The 22981-nt window shown below is 69.7% G+C and carries 20 protein-coding genes and 1 pseudogene; 18 read left to right on the forward strand and 3 right to left on the reverse strand.

The features are described 5' to 3' along the window. The first annotated feature begins 26 nt into the window (after positions 1-26). From NTM_RS01975 to NTM_RS01990, 4 genes and pseudogenes are all read left to right on the forward strand, one after another. On the forward strand, positions 27-758 hold the full coding sequence (locus tag NTM_RS01975; protein ID WP_163765275.1) for a TVP38/TMEM64 family protein: 732 nt from the start codon (positions 27-29) through the stop codon (positions 756-758). 78 nt (positions 759-836) lie between these two features. Then, positions 837-3356 carry a S8/S53 family peptidase gene (locus NTM_RS01980; protein ID WP_163765276.1) on the forward strand — a complete coding sequence of 840 codons (2520 nt, stop codon included), beginning with the start codon at positions 837-839 and terminating at the stop codon, positions 3354-3356. Positions 3357-3366: 10 nt separating this feature from the next. After that, positions 3367-5696: pseudogene (locus tag NTM_RS01985) on the forward strand (AAA family ATPase). 80 nt (positions 5697-5776) lie between these two features. Then, entirely contained in the window at positions 5777-6802 is a 1026-nt protein-coding gene (locus tag NTM_RS01990; protein WP_163765277.1) for a threonine aldolase family protein, read from the forward strand. A 91-nt stretch (positions 6803-6893) separates the two neighbouring features. Here the strand turns inward: NTM_RS01990 and NTM_RS01995 are convergent, their stop codons facing one another. Then, a complete protein-coding gene (locus tag NTM_RS01995) occupies positions 6894-7862 on the reverse strand; it encodes a prenyltransferase/squalene oxidase repeat-containing protein (RefSeq protein WP_163765278.1) in 969 nt (322 codons plus the stop codon). Between the two features lie 143 nt (positions 7863-8005). On the opposite strand from NTM_RS01995, the gene NTM_RS02000 reads away from it, so the two are divergent. The 10 genes from NTM_RS02000 (at position 8006) to NTM_RS02045 (ending at position 16936) form a co-directional block, all read left to right on the forward strand. Next, the gene (locus tag NTM_RS02000) at positions 8006-8674 is read left to right on the forward strand and encodes a cysteine hydrolase family protein (RefSeq protein ID WP_232079590.1); all 669 of its coding nucleotides are present in this window, start codon (positions 8006-8008) and stop codon (positions 8672-8674) included. A 40-nt stretch (positions 8675-8714) separates the two neighbouring features. Further along, positions 8715-9353, forward strand: a complete 639-nt coding sequence (locus NTM_RS02005) for a GntR family transcriptional regulator (protein ID WP_161499452.1) — start codon at positions 8715-8717, stop codon at positions 9351-9353. Between the two features lie 98 nt (positions 9354-9451). Next, positions 9452-10240, forward strand: coding sequence for an ABC transporter ATP-binding protein (locus tag NTM_RS02010; protein ID WP_163765279.1), 789 nt, complete (start codon positions 9452-9454; stop codon positions 10238-10240). A gap of 21 nt (positions 10241-10261) precedes the next feature. Beyond that, on the forward strand, positions 10262-11074 hold the full coding sequence (locus NTM_RS02015) for an ABC transporter permease (protein WP_163765280.1): 813 nt from the start codon (positions 10262-10264) through the stop codon (positions 11072-11074). 28 nt (positions 11075-11102) lie between these two features. Continuing rightward, positions 11103-12098, forward strand: coding sequence for an ABC transporter substrate-binding protein (locus NTM_RS02020; RefSeq protein WP_104862042.1), 996 nt, complete (start codon positions 11103-11105; stop codon positions 12096-12098). After that, a complete protein-coding gene (locus NTM_RS02025; RefSeq protein ID WP_232079591.1) occupies positions 12095-13630 on the forward strand; it encodes a gamma-glutamyltransferase family protein in 1536 nt (511 codons plus the stop codon). Before NTM_RS02020 ends, NTM_RS02025 begins: the two co-directional genes overlap by 4 nt. Before the next feature lie 17 nt (positions 13631-13647). Continuing rightward, positions 13648-14655 carry an LLM class flavin-dependent oxidoreductase gene (locus tag NTM_RS02030; RefSeq protein WP_163765281.1) on the forward strand — a complete coding sequence of 336 codons (1008 nt, stop codon included), beginning with the start codon at positions 13648-13650 and terminating at the stop codon, positions 14653-14655. Beyond that, positions 14655-15776 carry a M20/M25/M40 family metallo-hydrolase gene (locus NTM_RS02035; RefSeq protein WP_163765282.1) on the forward strand — a complete coding sequence of 374 codons (1122 nt, stop codon included), beginning with the start codon at positions 14655-14657 and terminating at the stop codon, positions 15774-15776. The genes NTM_RS02030 and NTM_RS02035 overlap by 1 nt, the downstream gene beginning before the upstream one ends. Before the next feature lie 13 nt (positions 15777-15789). Further along, a complete protein-coding gene (locus NTM_RS02040) occupies positions 15790-16539 on the forward strand; it encodes a sulfite exporter TauE/SafE family protein (protein WP_163769341.1) in 750 nt (249 codons plus the stop codon). Between the two features lie 172 nt (positions 16540-16711). Continuing rightward, entirely contained in the window at positions 16712-16936 is a 225-nt protein-coding gene (locus tag NTM_RS02045; RefSeq protein ID WP_232079592.1) for a hypothetical protein, read from the forward strand. Positions 16937-16939: 3 nt separating this feature from the next. Here the strand turns inward: NTM_RS02045 and NTM_RS02050 are convergent, their stop codons facing one another. Further along, complete coding sequence (locus NTM_RS02050) at positions 16940-17617, reverse strand: DUF6766 family protein (protein ID WP_163765283.1); 678 nt, start codon at positions 17615-17617, stop codon at positions 16940-16942. A gap of 64 nt (positions 17618-17681) precedes the next feature. On the opposite strand from NTM_RS02050, the gene NTM_RS02055 reads away from it, so the two are divergent. The 3 genes from NTM_RS02055 (at position 17682) to NTM_RS02065 (ending at position 20981) form a co-directional block, all read left to right on the forward strand. After that, positions 17682-18509 carry a CHAD domain-containing protein gene (locus NTM_RS02055; RefSeq protein WP_163765284.1) on the forward strand — a complete coding sequence of 276 codons (828 nt, stop codon included), beginning with the start codon at positions 17682-17684 and terminating at the stop codon, positions 18507-18509. A 106-nt stretch (positions 18510-18615) separates the two neighbouring features. Further along, positions 18616-19527: a quinone oxidoreductase family protein gene (locus NTM_RS02060; protein ID WP_163765285.1), complete on the forward strand. Its 912-nt coding sequence runs from the start codon at positions 18616-18618 to the stop codon at positions 19525-19527. A gap of 23 nt (positions 19528-19550) precedes the next feature. Further along, on the forward strand, positions 19551-20981 hold the full coding sequence (locus tag NTM_RS02065; protein WP_163769343.1) for an aldehyde dehydrogenase family protein: 1431 nt from the start codon (positions 19551-19553) through the stop codon (positions 20979-20981). Between the two features lie 91 nt (positions 20982-21072). Here NTM_RS02065 and NTM_RS02070 read toward each other — a convergent pair whose 3' ends face one another. After that, positions 21073-21819 carry an alpha/beta fold hydrolase gene (locus NTM_RS02070; RefSeq protein ID WP_163765286.1) on the reverse strand — a complete coding sequence of 249 codons (747 nt, stop codon included), beginning with the start codon at positions 21817-21819 and terminating at the stop codon, positions 21073-21075. A 38-nt stretch (positions 21820-21857) separates the two neighbouring features. Here NTM_RS02070 and NTM_RS02075 point away from each other — a divergent pair, with 38 nt between their 5' ends. Then, complete coding sequence (locus NTM_RS02075; RefSeq protein WP_163765287.1) at positions 21858-22814, forward strand: NAD(P)H-dependent flavin oxidoreductase; 957 nt, start codon at positions 21858-21860, stop codon at positions 22812-22814. Positions 22815-22981: the final 167 nt, after the last annotated feature.

A 22981-nucleotide genomic window follows, 5' to 3' on the forward strand; every position in this document is an offset into this window, starting at 1 on the left:
GCCGGTAGGGCAGGATTGCGCTCGACATGTCTGAGTCCACCGGCGCGCCGGAACCCTCGAAGCGGCGTGCGCTGGCACAGCTGGCGCTGGTCGTCGGGGTGCTCGGGCTGTTGTTCTACCTCAGCGCCGTCGCACGGGTCATCGACGTGGAGGCCGCGCGAAATGTCATCGAGTCGACCGGGCCGCTGGCGCCACTGACCTACGTGGTGGCCTCGGCGGTGCTGGGCGCGCTGCTGGTGCCCGGGCCTCTGCTCGCGGCGGCCAGCGGGTTCCTGTTCGGCCCGGTGCTGGGCACGTTCGTGACGCTCGGGGCGACCGTCGGCAACGCGCTGATCTCCGCGTTCATCGGCAGGCGCGCGGGCAGGCAGAGCGCGCGGACGCTGCTGGGCGCCGAACGCTCCGATCGCCTCGACCGGCTCATCGACCGCGGCGGGCTGTGGGCGGTCGTCGGGCAGCGGTTCGTGCCGGGGATCTCCGACGCGCTGGCGTCGTATGCGTTCGGCGCGTTCGGTGTCCCGCTGTGGCAGATGGCCGCGGGCGCGTTCATCGGGTCCATGCCGCGCGCGTTCGTGTACACCGTGGTGGGTTCGTCGATCGGGGAGTTCTCCGCGCCGCTGGCGGTCGCGGCCGCGGTGGTGTGGTGTGCGACGGCGGTGGCCGGCGCGTTCGCCGCGCACCGCGGCTGGCGCCGGTGGCGGGCCGGGCGCGACCAACCGGAGCGCACTGAGACCGGAGACGACCACCAGTCGCAGATCTAGGTAGCGCACTACGCTAGCGCCGGCCGGCCGGCGGTGCGAGCGTCGCGGGACATCCCCCCGTGGAAGGTCGCCCCGGTCATGGTTTCGCTCCCCCACCAGATCCCGGACGAGGTCGTGCGTCCGTACTCGTTTGCCGCGAAGGCGGCCCATCAGCGGTCGGTGAGCGTCCGCAGGCGGGCGGGCGCGGTACACGTCGAGGGTGCCGGGTCCGCACCGGAACTGTTCGTCGAGAACGAGTTGCTGATCAGCTCCGACTACCCCGACGGGGTCGAATACCTGGTGCGCGAGCTGGGCGGGACGCGGGTGCCGGACCGCCCGCTGCCGCACCCGCCCGCCGAGCTGGGCCGTCGGCACCGGTCCCGCCTCGAGGACGGGGTGGCGACACGCAGCGTCAAGGTGGTGTTCGGGGAGCCGCCGCAGGTCTCGGACGCGGCCGCGGCCCTGGAGCAGATCGCGCCGGCGTCCGGTCGGTTGACGTTCTCGTCCCCGATGGCCGCGGCCGTCGCCGCCGCAGCGGCGTCGCTGGAAGTGCCCCAGGGGTCGGTCGGGCTGAACCGGATGACCGATCTGTCCTGCGCGCTGCCGCTGTCGGGCACGTTCGCGAGGCGCTCACGTATCGCCGACGCGGGCCGGCTCGTGGACGCCTACCGGCTCGCCGGGCGCGATCCCGCGGTCACGACGCTGGCGATCATGGATCGCGGATTCCGGGTCGGCACGTCCGACGCCGGCGTGCTGGCGGTCAACGCCGCCGACGACAGCCGCGACGTCGGCGGACGCGACGAGAACGGCGGCTGGCACGGCCACCACACGGCCGGTGTCGCGGCCTCGGGCGGTTCGGCGGCCCGACCGCTGCTGATGCGTTTCGACGACATCGCGTCGCTGATGCGCGGCATCCGGATCTGTGCCGCGTGGGGTGTGGATGTGGTGAACATGAGCTTCACGATCACCACCAGCGAATGGTCGGAGTTCTGGTCGTTCCCGGACACCGACTGGGTGAACACCTTCCGGTTCGCCGAACGCAGCGGCGTCGTGATGGTCGCCGCGGCGGGCAACGACGGCCGCAAACTCCCCGACGCACGGATCCGGCCCGCCACCCGCACCCCCGGCGTCATCACCGTCGGCGCGCTGGACTCCGATGAGGAGTCGGCCGCGGATTGGTCGAATCATGGTTCTTCGGTGGCGATCTGGGCTCCGGGCACCGCGGTCGCTGTGGGCCGCGACGGGGCGACAGCCGACGGCACGTCGTTCTCGGCACCGTTGGTGGCAGCGACCGCGGCCATGATGCGCGCGGTGGCGCCGGAGCTGTCGAGCACCGAGGTGCGCACGCAGCTGCTGCGCACCGGGTGGCGCGGGAACGGCCGGGTCGGCACCGGACTCGACGCGTACGCCGCGGTCGAGGCCGCTCTGGCCACGCAGCCGCCCGACCTGTCTGCCGCGGGCGCCACCGCGTCCTCGGCGCGCCCGCTGGCGCAGATCCGCGCCGGTGTCTTTGCCCCACAGCCGGATACGTACCAGGTGGCGCGCAGCGACCGCGACGTCGACCACTGGTCGTTCTCGCTCGAGGACTACAGCGCCGTGGCGATCACGGTGGGTTTCCACGACCGCATCGCCGATCTGAGCCTGGACCTGCTGGACTCCCACGGGCACCCCGTCGAATTCGACGGCGCCGACACGTTGGCCATCACCCGGGGCCACGGCACCTTCCGGGCATCCGGGGTGATCCCGCAGGGCGACTACGTGATCCGGGTCAACGCGCCCGGGCCGGCCCCCTACCGCCTGGAGGTGTCGCACACCGCGGTCCCGCTGCGCTCCGATCGGTTCGAGTCGAACAGCACCTTCGACGACGCCACCGTGCTGCGGTTCGCCCGCGGACCGCAGGACCTGTCGGTCGGGCACGGGCCGGGCACCTTCGGTCTCACGTTGCACCGGCAGGTGGTCATCGCCCCCGTCTTCCCGAACACCGCCACCTCGGTCGTCGACAGCGACCACTTCCAGTTCCACGTTCCCGCGCACGACGGCAAGCGCATCCCGACGGTGACCATCGCGTCCGACAAGCCGCTGACCGCGGCGCTGTTCGACGAGTTCCAGCGGCCGATCCAGGTGCACGAGGCCACCACGGCCGTCACGCTGACCCCGCCCGAGCGGGCGCACTGTTACCTGAGGATCTCCGGGACGGAGCAGACCCGCTACCGGCTCGGGCTGCGCATGATGGCCGATCCACGGGTCATCGTCGCGGGCCTGCCGGCCTACGAGGTGCTGCCGCCGTGGTGGGTCGACAGCGGGCCGCTGCCGTTCCCGGAACCGTTGGCGCACTTCGGTGTCGAGCTGGTCGCCGAGCCCGACCCCGCGGGTACCGTGGTCGGGGAATCCATCTCGGTCGGCGCCGCGGCCGCGGCCCACCTGCCCGTCACCGCCGAACTGCTGGGCCGTGACGGCCGCCTGGTCGGCGTCGGGGTGCACAACGGGTTCGGCCGCCTCGACATCGCCACCGACGGGCTGCCGCCGGGCATGTACGCGGTGCGGCTCACCCGGCCCGCCGACGTCGCTGTCGACGGGTTGCGGCTGCTCGCCCCGGTGGTGCGCGCGCCGGGTAGGTAGATTGGCGGCCATGCCGATCGTCCTCACCGAGGAGTTCCGGGAGGCATTGGCTCTGCTGGCACACGGCAGGCATGTGTTCCTCACCGGCAAGGCGGGCACCGGCAAGTCGACGCTGATCCGCCGCTTCATGGCCGACACCAACCGCAACGTGGTCGTCGTCGCGCCGACCGGTATCGCCGCGCTGAACGTCGACGGCTACACGATCCACCGGATGTTCGGGTTCCGCTCGACCACCACGCTCGACGACATCCGCCGCGGCGACTACCGGCCGGGGCGGTTCACCAAGACGCTCGCGTCGCTGCAGACGCTGATCATCGACGAGGCCTCGATGGTGCGGGCCGACGTGTTCGACATGGTCGCCGCCGCGCTGGAGCGGTTCGGGCCCGCGCCGGGCACCCCGTTCGGCGGCGTCCAGATCGTGCTGGTCGGCGATCTCTACCAGTTGCCGCCGGTGGTGCGCGAGGACGAGGTCGGGTACTTCTCGACGGTCTACGACACCCCGTACTTCTTCTCGGCGAAATCGTTCCGCCGGAGGACTTCCCGACGGTGTCGTTGACCACGGTGTTCCGTCAGCTCGGCGACGACCGGATGACGGCCATTCTGAACGAGATTCGTGAAGGTGTGCTGCTCGGGCACGCCCAGGAACAGCTCAACGCCCGCGCCGACAAGGATTTCGTGGCGCCCGACGACGAGTTCTGGCTGACGCTGGCCCCGACGAACCGGCTGGTCACCGCCCGCAACCGGCAGCAGCTGGAACGGCTGCCCGGCGACGAGATGGTGCACCATGCAAAGGCCTCCGGCGATCTGGCGATGTTCGAGGCGCCGGTCGAGGAGACGCTGCGGTTCAAGGTCGGCGCGCAGGTGATGATGCTCAACAACGACCAGGGCAACCGCTGGGTGAACGGCACCGTCGGGCGCGTCGCCGGGGTCGGCTACGACCGCTACGGCGCGGTCGTCGAGGTCGAATTCCCGGACGGCACAACCGCGGAGGTGTCACCGTTCACCTGGGAGGTGACCCGCCCGGTGGCCTCGGGCGCGTCGCTGAGCCGCGAGGTCGTCGGCGCCTACACCCAGTTGCCGTTCAAGTTGGCCTGGGCGATCACGATCCACAAGAGCCAGGGACAGACGCTGGAGCGGGTGGTCGTCGATCTGACCGGCGGGATGTTCTCGACCGGGCAGCTCTATGTGGCGTTGAGCCGCTGCACGTCGCTGGCCGGGCTGGTGCTCAAACGTCCTGTGCTGCCGAAAGATCTGAAGACCGACCGGCGCATCGTGCGCTATCTGCGGTCGTCGGCCGGTGATGCCGCGGCGCGGCGGTTCTGCGCGATCGGGATGCTGACCGTGGGCGACGAGGGCCGGATGTCGCGGCCGCGGCCGGTGGAGCTGGCGGTCGCCTTCGACGACGGCACCGCGGTCACCACGCTGGTGAACCCGCAGCGGGATCTGGCCGACGCGCGCGCCGCGTACGGCATCACGGTGTCCGACGTGTTGCTGGCGCCGACGCTGCGCGAGGCGTGGGCGGTGATCGCGCCGATGCTGGCGGGGTGCACCCCCGTCGGGGCCGGGGTGGACGAACAGCTCGGCCTGCTCGACTTCGAGCTCAAACGGCTGGGTTTCGTGACGGCGATGCCGATCGGCGTCGAGCTGCGCGGGGTGCGGGTGACGGGACGCACCGCGCTGGAGCGGGCGCGGGCCGCGCTGGCGGCGCATCGGGATGGTCTCGAGGACGGGGCGTCGGCGTTCGACGATCCCGAATCCGCCGAGTGCTCAGGTCTTCTGGTGAGCCGGGACTCGTCGGTGCCGACGCCGGTCGCCGATCACCTGCCGGGACTGTCGGCGCTGCTGCGGATCAGCCGCGACGTCGGGGCCGTGCTCTTGGGCCGCCAGGCGCCCGCCCGCGAGGATGTGACCGGACGGGAGGCCGGTGCCCGGCGCTCGGTGGCCGACCAGTTGCGTGCGGCGGCCGAGCGGGTGCAGCTCACCGACGAGGTGATCGCCCGATTGCGCGCCGCGGAGGATCTGCTCGGCGCCGACATCCTGACCGGTGCCGAACTGGTGGTCCAGCACGACGTCAGCGAGGTGCTGACCGACGGCTCCCGGATCTGCTTCACCGGGACCGCGCAGGACCCGGCCGGCCGGGTGGTCGAGCGCGACGAGATGGAGCGCCTGGCGCTCGCCGCGGGCCTGACCCCGGTGAAGTCGGTGACCAAGACCCGCTGCGATGTGCTGGTCACCGCCGAGGCGGGCACCCAGTCGGGCAAGGCCCGCAAGGCGCTCGAGTACGGCAAGCCGGTGCTGTGCGCCGACGACTTCTTCGCCTGGCTCGCCACCCGCGGCTGAGTTTCGCCGAACTGGGATTCCCGGTCGCGATCTCGGCGTCGATCACAGCCCTCAGCCGAGGTTCAGCGAGCGGTGCCATCATGGGACAGGTGCCAGCTTCTGCCGCCTTTGCCTCGGACAATGCCGCACCCGCGCACCCGGCGGTGCTCGACGCCCTGCGGCGGGTCAACGACGGCCCCGCCCCGTCGTACGGCGACGACCCGGTGACCGCGCAGGCCGCCGACGTGATCCGGGCCGCGTTCGACTCGCCCGAGGCCGACGTGCTGTTCGCGTTCACCGGCACAGCGGCCAACACCATCGCGCTCGCCGCGGCGGCAAGACCGTGGCATGAGATCTACTGCAGCGACGTCGCGCATGTGCTGCTCGACGAGGCCGGCGGCCCGGTGCGGCTGTCGGGGGCGCAGCTGACGCGGCTGCCGAGCGTCGACGGGCTGATCGCGCCGGAGGATCTGGAGCGGCGGGTGCTGGGCCGCGGCGCGGTGCACCATTCGCGGCCGCGCATCGTGTCGATCACGCAGTCCACGGAGAACGGCCGGGTGTGGACGGCGCAGGCGGTCAAGGAGTTCGTCGAACGTGCCCACGAACTCGGCCTGCTGGTGCACGTCGACGGCGCCCGGATCGCCAACGCTGTTGTGTCGCTGGATGTACCGCCCGCCGAGGCGATCGCCGACGCCGATATCGTCAGCGTCGGCGGCACCAAGAACGGCCTGCTGTTCGGCGACGCCGTCCTGGTGCGCCGTCCGCAGGAGTTCGACGGTATCCACTGGGTACAGAAGCAGATCGGCCAGCTGGCCAGCAAACACCGGTTCATCGCCGCACAGTTCGTCGCGCTGTTCAGCGACGACCTGTGGCTGAGCAACGCCGCGAACGCCAACGCGATGGCGCAGCGCCTCGTCACCGGTCTGCAGTCACTCGGTTTGCCGCTGGCGTCACCGGCCGAGTCGAACGAGGTGTTCGTCCGGCTCGACGCCGACCTGCACCGCCACCTGTCCGAGTCCTACGCCGTGCACCAACCCGACCACGGCGAACCGGTGGGCCGGTTCGTGACGTCGTGGGCCACCACCGAGGCCGACGTCGACGCCGCCCTGGCCGCGCTGGCAAGGTAGCCCGGGTCGGCACCGCGAGCGCGCGTGTCTGCCCGGCCCCCACCGGCGCGTCGCGGGCATTCACGCACGCTCGGCGATGGCGACCGCGCCGTCAGCGTCCGGAATCCCACCAGTCGAGCACGCGAGTCGCGGAGAACGTCAACCATTTCGACGGCTCCCCGGGCTCGACGTCCACCGGGAACCACTCGAGTCCACGGTGACGCGTCCCCTGCGCCCAGGTGCCGTCGGGCCGGCGGGCGGCGCGCACCATATCGATCGCCGCCTGCATCCGAGGGTCGGGCGGTCGCCCTTCCATCTGATAGGACGCCCGGAAGTAATCGAGCGCGTTGAGTGCGCTGTAGCACCATCGGAACGGGTACGTGAAGTTGCCCACCCAAGGCCCGACCGGTTCACCAGTGCCCAACCGGTACAGCAGGTTCCGCGTCAGCAGGTACTCCTCCCCCGAACGCCGAGCCGCACGGACCGGCGCATCCGTGGGGCCGGCGGAGTCGAACGCCAGCAGCCCCTTGAGCGCGTTCAGCGTCGAGTGGAACGACGACCGCGCCGACCCCTCCACCCACTCGCAGTTCCAGCCGCCGTCACCGAGCCGGTGCTCAAGGAACCAGTCGGCGATGCCGGCGACGTCGGCGCCCAGCCACACCCCGTTGGCCAGCGTCCACGCATTGATGCAGCAGTCGACCTCACCACCCCAGTACGGCAGATCGTCATACTCCCAACGGCAATTGGCCGCCAGCAGTTCGACGGTGCGGCGATTCTGCAGCACCGCCGGATCCAGCCCCCACTCCCGCAGCGCGTTGAGCGACCACGTGGTCGCCGTCCACGGCTGACCGTCGGTCTCGACCGCGTCGAAGTCGAACCCGGCCGGGAAGAACGCTCCGCCGGCCCACTGCCCATCCGGATCCTGCAACTCCAGCAGCCGCGCCCCGAATCCTTCGGTGGCGACCCGCGCACGCGTCGCCTCCCAGACGCCGGGCGCGGCGCCGGCCAGGTCGCGTTCGACCTGCCAGCGCAGCGCGGGATCGGAGTCCAGGAGCCAGGAGATGACGCCGTCTGCCGCCATGGTCAGACTGTAGCCGGTGAGGCGCTAATCCCATTGCCGCTCGGCAATTCTCGCGAAGGCCACCGCCCAGACGCACCGCGCATCCTGCGAGCCACCCGCCCAGCTGCTACGGTTTTGTATACAGTACACGCGGGGGAGGTCACGTGGTTCGACTCAGCGAGGACGACCGCCACCTGCCGGGGCATGCGGCGCTGGTCGTCGTCGACGTGCAGAACGACTTCTGCAGCGCGCAGGGCTCCCTACCCGCGGGATACGGGTTCGACCTGCACTTTGTCGATGCGATGGTGCCGCGCCTACAGCGCCTGATCGCCGCGGCCCGCGACAGCGGAATACCGGTGATCTTCGTCCGCACCGTGCACGACCCGTCCAACGACAGCCCCGCGTGGCTGGGCCGACTCGGCGACGGGGACGGCACCGAGCGCACCGGGGTCACCTGCCGTACCGGCAGCTGGGGCGCCGAGTTCTTCACCGTGGCACCAGAACCGGGCGACCATGTGGTCGTCAAGCATCGTTTCTCCGCGTTCGTGGGCACCAACCTGGCCATCACCTTGAGGTCACTGGGCGTGAGTTCGGTGCTGTTCACCGGCGTCGCCACCGAGGTGTGCGTCGAGTCCAGCTTGCGCGATGGCGTCTTCCACGATTTCTATGTCACGTTGGTGCAGGACTGCGCGGCGTCCTATTCTCGAACAGCCCACGACGCGTCGGTGCAGGTCGTCGGCAAGCATTTCGGACTGGTGGCAACGGCAGACGAACTCATCGCGCGGTGGTCACGGCTCCGACAGACCCAGGAGGTCGGTTATGGCGGCCAATGAGACTGCTGCACAGTCGATTCCAACGCTCCAACAGGAGCCTGTGCTCCGGGAGCGGGTGTACTCCACGCTGGAGGATCTGATCGTGCGCCGGGTCCTCAAACCCGGCGAGCGACTCCTGGAGAACGAGCTCGCGGCCCAACTCGGCGTCAGCCGCAACCCCGTTCGAGAAGCGCTGACGATGCTCGCGCGCACGGGCTGGGTGGACATCCACCCGCGGACCGGCGCGTACGTGCATGCCCCGACCGCGGACGAGATCGACGACTTCTTCGACATGCGCACCCTGTTGGAGTCCTACGCCGCCGAACGCGCCGCCACCCGGGTGACGACCGAGCAACTGGACATTCTCGAAGCCATCTGGCGCGAAGGCGTGGCTGCCGTCGAGGCAGGTGACGTCGAGGGAATCGTCTCCGCCAACTCCTCGTTCCACGACCGCATCAGCGAGTGGTCGGGCAACGGGATGTTGCATTCCACCCTGTCGATGATGAAAAAGCGGGTTCGGTGGTACTTTTCGTCGGTCGCGGACGTCCGCGGTATGGCCTCCTGGGACGAGCACCGGCGCATCATCGACGCGCTTCGGGCCCGAGACGGTGCGCACGCATCGACGCTCATGCGCGCCCACACCATCGCCACCGCCGACATGTACCGCAGCCGGGCGGCAGCCGACGCCGCCAGCGCCTGACGCGGCGCACATTGACGCAAACAGTAAACCCCTAGGAAATACCCAGGAAACACACCGGTGGTCCACTCCTTGTATACAACATACCGAGAGGAGTCGGCATGGCACCGACCTCCGTGGAGTCTTCCGTCGCCACAGATGCCATCTCGATTGCAGGGCTCACCAAGGTCTACGAACGCATCAGCGGGCGTGAGATCGTCCGCACCTATGCGCTGAACGGCGTCGATCTCGCGGTCCGGCCTGAGGAGTTCGTCTCGCTGGTCGGGCCGTCCGGATGCGGAAAGACCACCGTGCTCAAGGTGATCGCGGGTCTGCTGCCGCCGACCGAGGGCCGCGTCGAAGTCAACGGCACGCCGGTCACCGGGACGGGCATCGACCGTGGCGTCGTATTCCAGCAGCCATCCCTGTTGCCGTGGCGGACCGTGCGGCAGAACATCATCGAGTCTCTACGCTTCGCCGGCATACCCCGAGCGCAGCGCGGCGGCCGCGCCGACAGATACCTCGCGTTGGTCGGACTGGCCGGGTTCGTCGACCACTACCCCGGCGAACTGTCCGGAGGGATGCAGCAGCGCGTCGGCATCGCCCGCGCGCTGGCCCTGGAACCTCAGGTGCTCCTGATGGACGAGCCGTTCGGCGCACTCGACGCGATCACCCGCCAGCACATGCAGACCGAGCTCATGCGGATCTGGAGCCAGGAGAAACGTTCGGTCCTATTCGTCACACACTCGATCGAAGAGGCCATGCTGCTGTCGGACCGGGTCGTGGTGATGTCCGACGGGAAGGTCCGCGCCGACGTCTCCGTCCCGATCGAGCGCCCACGCTCTCGCGCCGAACTGATCAACGATCCGGCGGCACGCGAACTGCGCACCCGTCTCGAAGAACTCCTCTAGACCACCGAACGGATACCCCACATGCCTGCCGTCATCGAGCGCGAGCACATCAGTACCGCAACGCTGTTGCGGCGCAAACTGTTCAGCTGGGAGCGCCTGGTCCAGGTGCTGCTCATCGTGACACTGCTGACGATCTGGGAGATCACGGGACGGATCGTCGGTGACTTCTTCCTGGCTCCGCCCTCCCAGCTCCCCGGAGCGTTCTGGCAGATGTGGGAGACCGGGGAACTCTGGCGCGCACTGCTGGACAGTCTGAGCTCACTGCTCGTCGGGTTCTGCCTCGCGATCATCGTCGGCATCACGGTCGGCTTCTTCATGGGTTGGTACGGTCCCGCCGGCCGCACACTGAACCCGTTCGTCTCGGCACTCTACGTGGTGCCGACGGCCGCCCTGGTTCCGATGTTCATCATCTGGTTCGGCCTGGGCTTCACAGCACGCACCGTCACCGTATTCCTGTTCTGCGTCTTCGAGATTCTGATCAGTACCTACACCGGGGTACGCAACGTAGACCGCAACCTCGTCGACGCGGCGCGCGCCTTCGGTGCCAGCCGCTGGCAGCTGTTCAGCAGGGTGGTGTCCTACGCCTCGCTGCCCTACATCTTCGCCGGCCTCCGAATGGGAATCTCGCGCGCCGTCAAGGGCATGGTGGTAGCCGAATTGCTGTTCGCCGTCACCGGTCTCGGCGGCCTCATCAGCACTGCGGCGAACTATTACCGCACCGACAAGGTCTTCGTCGGGGTGATCGTGCTCGCCATGCTCGGCGTCGCCCTCGCCGCCGCCGTCCAACTCCTCGAACGCCGCCTCATGCCATGGCACCGCGGCATCCACGCTTAGCCGAGATCAGTCGACCGAAGGGAAGAACATGAAATTCACACGTCTGGGCGCGGTGGTGGCCGCGGCCGCCGCCGCGCTGGCCCTCGCGGGCTGTTCGTCGAGCAGTCAAGCCCCTGAAGGGGATTCGGCCGCACCGCTGCGGGTCGCGTTCGCCTCCGATCTCGACCCGGCCGACATCGCCGACTATCTCGGCGCGCAGAAGGCCGGCGCCGAGATCACCGCGCTCAACGAGGACAGCGCGGTGATCGCCGGGCTTCAGAACGGCAACTTCGACATCGGCAACATGGACGGTGCGTCGGCGATCAAGGCGGCGCAGAGCGGCATCGACGTCAAGATCGTCTACGTCAGCCAGGTGATCCCCGAATTCGTCCTGGTCTCACAGTCTCAGTACAAGTCTGTCAGCGACCTCGCGGGGGCCCGCGTCGCGTACCACGGGCCCGGCTCCCCCACCGAGACGCTGCCCCGTGAGCTGGCACGCCAAGCCGGACCGGACCTTGAGAACCAGATCAACTGGAGTGTTCTCCCGGAATCGCCGAACCGGGCTGCGGCGATGCTGGGTAAGCAGATCGACGCCACCGCACTGGAATTCGGCGACGTGCTGACCTTGCAGGACAACGGCGAGTTCACCGTTCTCGGCGACTGGAGCGACCTCAAGGGCGAGAGCGCCAGCGCGTTCAACACCGTGTGGGTGACCTCGGGCAAGTTCCTCGACGGCAACCGCGACCGTGTCGCAGACTTCCTGACCGACGTCCAGAGCGCCTACGACGAGTTCTACCAGGACGAGGCCGCGTGGACGGCCGCGGTGAAGGAACAACTGCCCGACGTCCGCGACGACTTCCTGCCCCAGATCTACCAGTACTACAACGAGGCGTCGTTCTACCCGAAGGCCGGTACCGCGCCGTTGACCCCCGAGAGCTGGAGCAACATGGACACCTTCTTCCAGTCGCTCGGCGAGTACAACCAGCCTGCTGACCCGTCGATGGTCGACTTCGACATGATCACCGAAGTCTCCGGCGCCGAATGAGCCAAGCCACAGGCATGGTCGTCGCCAGTCACCCGCTGGCTGTCGACGCCGCGGTTGCCGTCCTCAAGGAGGGCGGCACCGCGGCCGACGCGGCGGTGACGGCCGCGGCGATGCTCACCGTCGTGGACCCGCGCTCCACGGGCGTGGGCGGTGACCTGTTCGCCCTCTACTGGGAGCCGGGCGCCGACCAGCCGGTGGGCCTTGCCGCGGCCGGCGGCGCGCCGGCGGGGATGACGGTGGAGGCGTTGCGCGCGCAGGGTTTCGACCAGATGCCGCCCGACGGCCCGTGGACGGTGACCGTCCCGGGTGCGACGTGGGGATGGACCACGTTGCTCGACCGCTACGGCCGGGTCGGACGCGAGCGGATCCTGCGCCCGGCGATCGAGGCGGCCCGCGCCGGCTTCGCGGTGAGTCCCATCGTCGCCGAGGAGTGGCATCTGGGCGCCGACAAGCTGCGTCGCAACCCGAACGCGGCGGCGGTGTTTCTGCCCGGCGGTGACGTGCCCGAAGTCGGCGATGTATTCGTCAACCCCGGGCTTGCCGACGCGCTGGAAAGCTATGTCGCAGAAGGACATGCCCCGTTCTACACCGGCGACATCGCCGCGGGCTTCGCCGACGCGGTGGAGGCGCTCGGAGGTCCGCTGCGGCGCTCCGATCTCGCCGGCTGGGCCGGTCCGGAGTGGAGCGCGCCGATCCGCGGCCGCTTCCGCGGGATCGACATCTACGAGATGCCGCCACCCGGACAGGGCGTGGTGGTGCTCGAAGCGGCGGGCCTCTACGGCGAGCTGCCGCTGACGTCGCAGGGCGAGGCCGACCACCATCTGATCGAATCGTTGAAGGCCGCCTTCGCCGATGCCGCCGACAACGTGGCCGATCCGCTGTTTCATCCGGTGCCAGTCGCGGACCTTCTCGACGAGGATCGCCTGTCGAAGGTGCGCGCGAACATCGGCCCGCGGGCCTCGTATGCCAACGGGCCCGGGATCCCGTCGGACACGGTGTACGTCTGCGTCGTCGACAGCACCGGCGCGGCGTGCTCACTGATCCAGAGCCTCTACGAGAGCTTCGGGTCCGGGGTGATGGCGCCCGGTAGCGGTGTCCTGCTGCACAATCGCGGCAACGGCTTCACGCTGCGCGACGGCCATCCGAACCGCCCCGAGGGCGGGAAACGGCCGTATCACACCATCATTCCGGCGATGCTCGGAGACCGGGCCGGTTTCCGGGGGTGCCTCGGCATCGTGGGCGGGTTCATGCAGCCCCAGGGACAGCTTCAGATCCTGCGCAATGTCTTCGACCGCGGCATGTCGGCCCAGCAGGCCATCGACGCACCCCGGTTGCGGGTGATGCCCGGACGGACAGTGGGGCTGGAAGCGGGCTTCGACGACGTCACCGCCGCCGAGCTGGCGCAGCGGGGCCACGAGCTGACCGCGCTGCCACGGTTCGAATGCGGTGGAGCGCAGATGATCCTGCGCACGGACACCGGCCTTGAGGGCGGATCGGACCGGCGCAAAGACGGTTACGTCGGCGTCTGCTGACAACACAGAGGAGCAACATGCAGGGAATCGGACTCAGCCTTCCCAACCGCGGGATCCTGTTCGGCGCCATCAGCGTCGCCGAGATGCTCGACCTCGCCGAGTTCGCGGACAAGGGCGAGTATTTCGATTCGGTGTGGGTCGGTGACGGGCTCATCGCCAAGCCTCGGGTGGAGTCCGTCACGAGCTTAGCGGCGATCAGCGCACGCACCGAACGGGTCAAACTCGGGGTGTGCTGTCTGGCCACGTTCCCGCTGCGCCAACCGGTGATGTTCGCCGCCCAGTGGGCCAGCCTCGACGTGCTCTCGGGCGGCCGCACGCTACTGGCGGTGTGCCTGGGCGCCACGACGGAACGCAGCGGCGGCAATGTCGTCGCCGAACTGACGGCGACGGGTGTCACCGGGCGCGAGCGGGTCCCGCGCCTGGAAGAGGGCATCCGGTTGGTGCGTGCGTTGTGGAGCGGACCAACGGCGTGGGACGGCCAGTTCTGGTCCTTCCCCGAGGTTTCCCTGGAGCCCAAGCCGATTCAGGATCCGTGCCCGATCTGGATCGCCAGCAACCCCGATCCGGCCCGGATGCCCGAGCGCCGCTACCGCGCCGCGATCGAACGGGTCGCGACCCTCGCCGACGGTTGGCAGACCGCGGTGACCACCCCCGAGGAGTTCGGCCGCAAGTGGGACGAGATCCGCACGGCCGCGCAGACCGCCGGCCGGGACCCGGCGGCGATGTCCTCGTCAGCGCACCTGATGATCAACCTGGGGGCCAGCCGCGCCGAGGCGCGGACCGAGGGCAAGCGATTCCTCGACACGTACTACTCGATGGACAGCAGCGACGAGATCCTGGATCGGTGGGGCGCTTTCGGCACCCCAGAGGATGTCCTGACCCGCATCGACGAGTACCTCGAACGCGGTCTCGACATCCCGATCCTGCGGTTCGCGTCGTTCGACCAGCCGCGGCAGATGGAGCTCGCCGAACAGACGTTACTGCCCGAACTTCAGCGCCGGCGCCGAGCGGTCCCCGCCTGTTGATGGCCGATTACCTGGAGAACACGCTGCTGAACCTGGTGGGCACCGATACCGCAGTACCGACCGGCACCACCGAGATCCTGCCCGGCGACACACATCTGTACGACACGGTGACCAGCGCGGTGCTGCCGATGGTCGAAGCCCTGGGCCCCGACGAGATTCTGCGGCACCCCTGTGGGGACATCGCGGCGCGATTCGGTCCCGACACCCCTGACGGCCTGCTGCTGCAGACCTACATCGTCTCGCAGCACGGCAATCTGATGACCGATCCCCAACAGGGCCGCATCGTCGACGGGGCGGCGCTGAACCTCGACGGCCCGGCGGTGGTCGGTCAGGGCGCGAACCAGAACAAGGGCCCGATGGCGGCGGCGCTGTCCGCCGTGCGGGAGTTGCGCTCGCTGCGGCGTGCCGTATGGCTGACGGTGAACTGCGAGGGCCGCAGCAGCCATGACGGATCACGACGGATCTACGAAGACCTCGGTGTGAGGGCCGCGCAGTCGATCATCGCCTTCGGGACGAATCTCCATGTCTCGTTGGGCAATCGCGGGCGGGTGGACATCCGCGTCACGGTGTCGGGTGCCGCGGCGCATTCCAGCCAACCCGAGTTGGGCCGCAACCCGATTCCCCCCGCGGCCGAGATCGTGGGCAGGCTTCCCGAAGTTCCGCTGCCGCCGCCGCATCCGGAACTCGGTCCGGCCACCGCGACGCCATATCAGTTCCAGTGCGAACCGATCGCCCCTCACACGCTTCCGTCAAGGGTGCACGTCGTGGTGGACCGGCGGCTGCTTCCCGGCGAGGATCCCGACGCGGCGGTCGCGGCGGTGCGCCGGCAGCTCGACGGGTCGTGGCCGGAGTTGGAAGTCATCGCCGGTGCGGCGATGTTCCCCGCGCTGGTGGATCCGTCCGCCCCGGTGGTCGGCGCGCTGGCCCGTTTCCCGACGATGTACAGCCGCAACGCGTTCGATGCTGGATATGGCTGCTCAATCGGTGTTCCGACGGTGATGTTCGGTCCCGGTCGGCGCGACTTCGGTGCGGGCGTGGTTCATGCCGAGGCGGTGTCGATCTCCGACTGCCGGATCGCGGCGGCGGCGCTTGCCAAGGCCGCCCGAACTCTGTGCGGTTGACCTCGTGTCGGAGATGGCGATCGTCATCCTGGCGGGGCTGGCGGCAGGCGGGATCAACGCCGTGGTCGGTTCGGGAACGTTGGTGACCTTTCCGGTCCTGATCGCGCTGGGTTATCCGCCGGTCGTCGCGACCATGAGCAATGCGATCGGTTTGGTCGCCGGCGGGGTCAGCGGAGCGTGGGGGTACCGCAGGGAGATCGCGGCCCAGAAGCGCACCGTGATGGCCCTGCTCCCTGCCTCTGCGCTGGGCGCGTTGACAGGTTCCTTCCTTCTCCTCGCGCTGCCGGACGACACGTTCGAGATCGTCGTCCCGGTGCTGCTCGTCGCGGCACTGGGTCTCGTCATCGCGCAACCCCGCCTGCAGGCCTGGGTCGCGGCGCGCCGAGCAGCCGCGGCGACGACGATCGGCCCGGGGCTCGTCGTCGCGGTGTATCTGGCCGGGGTGTATGGCGGCTATTTCGCTGCGGCACAAGGTGTTCTGCTGATGGGTGTGCTCGGTGTGCTGCTGGCGCAGGATCTGCAGATGTCCAACGGGCTGAAGAACCTCCTCGTCGGTGTGGTCAACCTGCTCGCAGCTGCCGCCTACACCGTCATGGCGTTCGACCGGATCGCCTGGACGGTGGCCGGCTGCATCGCGCTGGGCGCGCTGGCCGGCGGCTGGCTGGGCGCCAAGTACGGCCGACTGCTCAGCCCGGTGTGGCTGCGGGTTCTGATCGTTGCCCTGGGAGTGACGGCGCTGGTCAGGATTCTGGTGAGCACCTGACGTCGACGGCGCCGGTTCCGCAGGCAAGTGAGGCGCACGCCTTATTCGGGTTCATCGCGGCACCGAATCCCGACAGCGCGGTCCGCAGCGGCGAGCGGGCCGCCGCCGAGGCCGCCGGCCACGAGGCGCGCACCCGGGTGTGACGCCGCAACCCGCCGGGTACGCCTCGGTCATGAAGACCGAAGCCCTGCACCGCGAGCGCGCGTGTCTGCACACCCCTGACCAGCGTGTTGCGAGCACAAACGTCGCGCTCGCGGCTACCGACAGCGCGCCCGAGGAGCCTCCGGAGCGCCTCGCCCCCACCGAGGTTCCCGAACGGCTCGTCCCCGACGACATCCCGGAGTCTCCGCCCGGCCCCTCGAGTCCACCCGATCCGGGACCGCCACAGCGGACCTGAGTCCTACGCGCTGGTCTCGCGATGCGGTTCGGCGACCGCTTTCGATTCCGCCGATCCGCGCTGCCGCAGGAAGATCGACAGCCCGACGATCGCGGCGACCGCGATGAACTCGCTCTGCCAGTTCTGCATCGACTCGAACCAGAACTGCGACGTCAGCACATACTGTGCAACCGTCACGGTCGGCTGGCCGTGCTGGACCGCCTCGTCGTTGTACGCCGCGGCCCCTCCGACGGCGTGCAGACCCCACGATGCGAAGAACAACACGAAAAACGCTATCGCCAAAGAGTTTTCGTACACCGACAACACCCAACCGCCCCGACGCACCGGCCACGGCGCGCCCTTGCGCGTTGGTACCGTGCGGGGATCGCGGTCCTGCGGAGCGCGCTCGTCGATGGGCTTGGACTCCGAGGACCCCCGCTGATAGAGGAACGCCGTCAGCACGACGTACATCCCCATCTGCAGGAACTCGGACTCCCAGTTCTCGAACGTCGCCTCGACGAAATCCCCGCTGCGCAGGTACCCGAACACCGACACGGTCTCCTGCGAGCCGTGGTCGTGCTGTTCGGCGTTGTGGGTCGCCGCACCCGAGACGATCATCCCGGCGAAGAACACGGCGAACAGCCCGAGGCAGGCCAACAGCAAACCGTTGTCCCGCGCCCAGCGACCTGTCCCGCGCGTCACCGAGTGGGTGTACCCGCGCACCGGACGGGTATGCCTGCCCGTCCCGCTGCCCGAAGGAGTCTCGATGATGACCGCACTGCCCGGCTACCTCGCCGAACAGACCGGCCTGATCCTCGACGGCATCGGCGGCCTGCGCGAGGGTGCCGACCCGATCCACGACACCCGGGTGGCCATCCGCCGCACCCGCAGCACCGTCCGGATCTTCGCCCGCCACCTGGACCGCGACGCGGCACGCACGTTCGACGACGAACTCAAGTGGTTCGCCGGACTGCTCGGCGAGGTACGCGACCCTCAGGTGCAGCAGCGCCGGTTGCGCGCGGCGGTGCGGGCCCTGAACGACGCGCTGGCGCTCGGCCCGGTCGAGGCACGGATCCAGCGCGATCTGCACGACGTCGAGACGACGGCCCGCGCGCACGTCACCGAGGCTATGCAGGCACCCCGGTTCGACGAGTTGGTCACCGCGCTGCGCCGGTGGCGCACCGATCCGCCGGTACGGCCCGGGAAGAAGCTGCGCAAGAGCGCCGCCAGGGCCGACCGCAAAGCGCGTAAGCGACTTGCCCAGGCGCTGGGCAGCGACGACGACGCGCCGCTGCACCGCGCCCGCAAGGCCGCCAAACGCGCCCGTTACGCCGCCGAGCTGCTGCAGCACAACGGCGAAACCAAGCACGCCAAGCGAACCGAGAAGCACCACAAGCGAATTCAGAAGATCCTCGGCGACCTTCAGGACACCGTCGTCGCCCGCCCGATGCTGCGCAGGCTCGGCGCGGACGCGGGCACGACCGACGGTGAGAACGGGTTCACCTTCGGTCTGCTGTACGCCCGGGAGGAACAGCTGGCGGCTCGGTGCCGTCGGGATGTCACTTCTCGAGCCGGGTACCGGGACCGGCGATAGCATCCCGGCGTCCAGGCGCACATCGGCATCCGCGCTGCCCGACTGACGGTTTCGCCCGCGCGGTCCCGGGTAGTCGGCAGGTTAACCGACCGTCAGGAGGACTGCCATGCGCGCTGCGGTTCTGGAAGCTGTGGGAGGACCCCCGACGGTCAGAGAATTCGACGAGCCGACCCGAGACGTCGTGCGGGTCAGCCTCGCCGGGTGTAATCCCGTCGACCTGGCGCTGGCATCCGGCCAGCTGGGTGACCCCGTCATCCCCAGTGTGGTCGGCAAGGAGGGCATCGGCCACACCGAAGACGGCACCCGGGTGTACTTCGATTCCCCGGTGTCTCCGTTCGGGTCGTGGGCCGAGCTGGCCCAGTTCGATCCCGATCTGGTCTTCGAGGTGCCCGACGCCGTCTCCGACGACATGGCCGTCGCGCTCGGCATCGCCGGGCTGGCGGCGTGGCTGCCGCTGACCCGGCATGCCGATGTGTCCGCAGGGCAGTCCGTGCTGGTTCTCGGCGCCACCGGTGTCGTCGGCAACATCGCGATCCAGGCGGCCAAGATCCTGGGTGCGGGCCGGGTCGTCGGGGCCGGCCGCGACAAGGACGCGCTGAAGAAGGCGATGGAGTTGGGGGCCGACGCGGTGGTCGAGCTCGGCGGTGACGAGGATGCGGCCGCGCTGCGCGCCGAGGTCAAGGACGGCTACGACGTCGTCGTCGACATGATCTACGGTGACCCGTTCCTCGCGGCGCTGGACGCCTCGGCGGTCGGGGCGACGTTGATCACCGTCGGCCAGGGTGCGGGGACACCGCAGATCCCGTTCACGAAGCTGATGGGCCGCACCCACATCGGGCACATGAACAACCTGATGCCCGCCCGGGTGATGCGCCAGGCCTACCAGGAGTTGGTCGGGCTGGCGTCGGAGGACCGGATCAGCGTCGAGACCACCCGCTACAGCCTCGACGACGCCGGAAAGGCCTGGCAGGCACAGCAGGACAGTCCGCACGTGAAGATCGGGGTGAGCCCGGCGTGAGCACCTATCCTCACTTCGACACCATGCCGATCGGCACCGCATGGCGCCCCGGCTCATCGGACAACACCCGCGCGGTCACCGACCCGTACACCGGCGACACCCTGACCGAACTGGCCCAGGCTGACGAGGGCGATCTGGACGAGGCCTATTCGGCTGCTGTTGCGGCACAACCAGATTGGGCGGAGGCGCCGCCCGGTGAGCGCGCCGCGGTGTTACGTGCGGCGGCCGATGTGATGACGGCCCGCCAGGACGAGGTCGTCGACTGGCTGATCCGCGAAACCGGCGGCACCCGCGCCAAGGCCGAACTGGAATGGGGCCTGGTGCGTTCGGTGATGTGGGAGGCCGCGTCGATGCCGCACCACGTCGAGGGTCGCATCATGCCGTCGGACATCCCGGGCAAGGAGAGCCGCGTCTACCGCCAACCGGTCGGTGTGGTCGCGGTGATCTCACCGTGGAACTTCCCGATGCAGCTGTCGAATCGTTCGGTGGCGCCCGCGCTGGCGGTCGGCAACGCGGTGGTGCTGAAACCGGCCGGCGACACCCCCGTCACCGGGGGTCTGCTGCTGGCAAGGATTTTCGAGGAGGCGGGGCTGCCGCCAGGTCTGCTGTCGGTGGTCGTCGGGTCAGGCTCGGACATCGGGGACGCGATCGTCGAACACCCGGTTCCGCGCGTGGTGTCGTTCACCGGATCGACACCGGTCGGCAAGGGCATCGCCGAGAAGGCCGGGTTGAAAAAGCTGGCGTTGGAACTCGGCGGCAACGGCCCGCTGGTGATTCTCGACGACGCCGACCTCGACCTCGCCGTGCGTGCGAGTGTGTTCGGGTCCTTCTTTCACCAAGGGCAGATCTGCATGATCGGCAACCGCATCATCGCCGACGCGAAGATTCACGACGAGTTCCTGCAGCGCTTCCTCGACAAGGTCAAGGCGCTGAAGGTCGGGGACCCTCACGAGCCCGACACCCAGCTCGGCCCGGTCATCAATTCCTCACAGCTGGAGGGGATTCTGGACAAGATCCAGCGCGCGCAGGACGACGGCGCCGACTTGCTGCTCGGCGGTGAGCCGTTCGGCCCGACCGGCCAGTGCCTCCCGCCACACGTGCTGTCCGGGGGCAACGACGTCGCGACGGCGCGCGAGGAGGTGTTCGGTCCGGTGATGACGGTGATCCGCGCCGACGGCGAGGAGGACGCGCTGCGCATCGCCAACGACACCGAGTACGGGCTGTCGTCGGCCGTGTTCAGCCGCGACGTCGACCGCGCGGTCCGGTTCGGTCGGCGGATACAGGCCGGGATGACGCACATCAACGACGCACCGGTCAACGACGACGCCAACACCGCGTTCGGCGGCGAGAAGAGTTCGGGCATCGGCCGTTTCGGCGGTCAGTGGGCGATCGACGAGTTCACCACCGACCACTGGGTGTCGGTGCAGCACGAGCCGCGTCAGTACGCGATCTAGCCGCTCGGGCGCGGCGACTGCGCGCCGCACGCCCGCCGGAGGCGGCGTGTCGGCGTCCAGACGCGCGCGCTCGCCGAAAACACCCGGCCACCTACGACAGTGAGTCCCAGAACTCCGTGAGTGCGGCCGCGCCGCGCTGCGGGTCCTGCACCATCCACCAGTGTCCGAGGCCGTCGAGCACCGTGGTGCGGGCGCCGGCACGCTCGGCGGCGCGGCGGCGGTTGTCGTTCACCCCGACGTACGGATCCTCGGTGGCCAGCAGCGACAGCCCGGGCCGGGCGGCGGCGTTCTCCAGCGACCGGCCCGCGTCGGCCATCGCCGGCTGCGCCGCCGAACGGTACAGCGCGAGAATGGCCTTGCCCATGTCGTCGTTCTGGTGCTCGGCGATCGCGGCGGCGATGTCGTCCGGAATGCCAAGGGAGGACATCAGTTCGGTGCGCGCCTCCAGCCCGCCGCCCATCATGTCGGCGATCAGCTCCTCCCCGGCGCCTGGGGTCTGCCACACCTGCGCCATGTCGTGCCACACGTAGTCGGGGTCGAACAGGCCGATGACGTCGGTGGCCCAGCTGCGCACCAGCTCGGGCCGGTGCATCACCGCGTTGACGACGTGCCCGCCGCCCCAGTCGTGGCCGACCAGGTCGATGGGTCCGTCGATCTGTTCCAGGGCGTTCTCCAGCCAGTCCCGGTACTCCAGGAAGGTCGCACCGAAGCCGTCGGGCAGCGGCGCGCCGAACCCCGGCGGGGAGAGCAGGACGACGTCGTCGCGTCCGAGCACCGCCGTCAACGGCGCCCAGATCGCCTCGGTCTCAGGATTCCCATGCACGAACACGACCGTCATGGCCTCATCCTGGCACGGGGACGATAATGGCCCGCGACATGGACACGATATCGACGCGGTGGTCGTCGGCGATGGGTCTGGACGTCCCGATCGTCAACGCCCCGATGGGCGGCGCGGCCGGCGGCGCCCTGGCCGCGGCGGTCAGCAATGCCGGTGGCCTCGGCCTGATCGGCAACGGCAGTTCCAGCTCCGCCGCGTCGCTGGCCAGGCAGCTGCAGATCCTCGGACCCCTCGACCGGCCCTTCGGGATCGGCCTGATCGACTGGGTCGTCCGCAAGGACCCGCAGATCCTGGACACCGCGCTGAACGCCCGCCCGGCGCTGCTGAGCGTCAGCTTCGGCGTGGACTACGACTGGGTGGCCCGCGCGCACGACGCCGGCTGCATGAGCGCGACGCAGGTCGCCGACGTGGACTCGGCGCTGCGCGCCGTCGACGCCGGTGTCCAGGTGCTCGTCGCCCGCGGCGCCGAGGCCGGCGGGCACGGCACCCCGGCGGTCGCGACGCTGCCGCTGCTGGCCTCGATCCTCGACCGCGTACCGGTGCCGGTGCTGGCCGCCGGCGGCATCGCGTCGGGGCGGGCGCTGGCCGCGGTGCTGGCCGCCGGTGCGGCCGGCCCGTGGATCGGCACGGCGTTCGCGGCGTGCGCCGAGTCGCTGCTGCCCGCCAAGGCCGGCGACGCGCTGGCCGCGGCCACCGCCGCCGACACCCTGAACACCCGGGTGTTCGACGCCGCCCTCGGCTACCCGTGGCCGGCGCGCTTCCCCGAGCGGGTGCTGCGCAACGACTTCACCGACGCGTGGGACGGCCGCACCCCCGACGACGACGCCCGCGCGCAGCTGCGCGCCGCGATCGCCGCCGACGACTACCGGATCGCGCCGGTCAACGCCGGTCAGGGCGTCGACGACGTCACCGCAGGCGAGCCCGCGGCCGACGTGATCGCCCGGCTGTGCGCCGACGCCCGCGCCCGTCTCGCGACACCGCCACCAGCGTCGTGATCTACGCCGCTGCGCTACCGTGGTGGCGGTCTCGCGAAACCCCACAGCACACTGCAATCCCGCTGGTCACACACGCCACAGCCGGGGCGGGAAACCGCGCGACACTCCCCGCCCGCAGACCGGCTTGGTCGCCGCGGTGGCCTATGTTGGGGCCTCCGGCGACGGCA

The organism is Mycolicibacterium parafortuitum, from assembly GCF_010725485.1.
Classification (GTDB): Bacteria; Actinomycetota; Actinomycetes; order Mycobacteriales; family Mycobacteriaceae; genus Mycobacterium.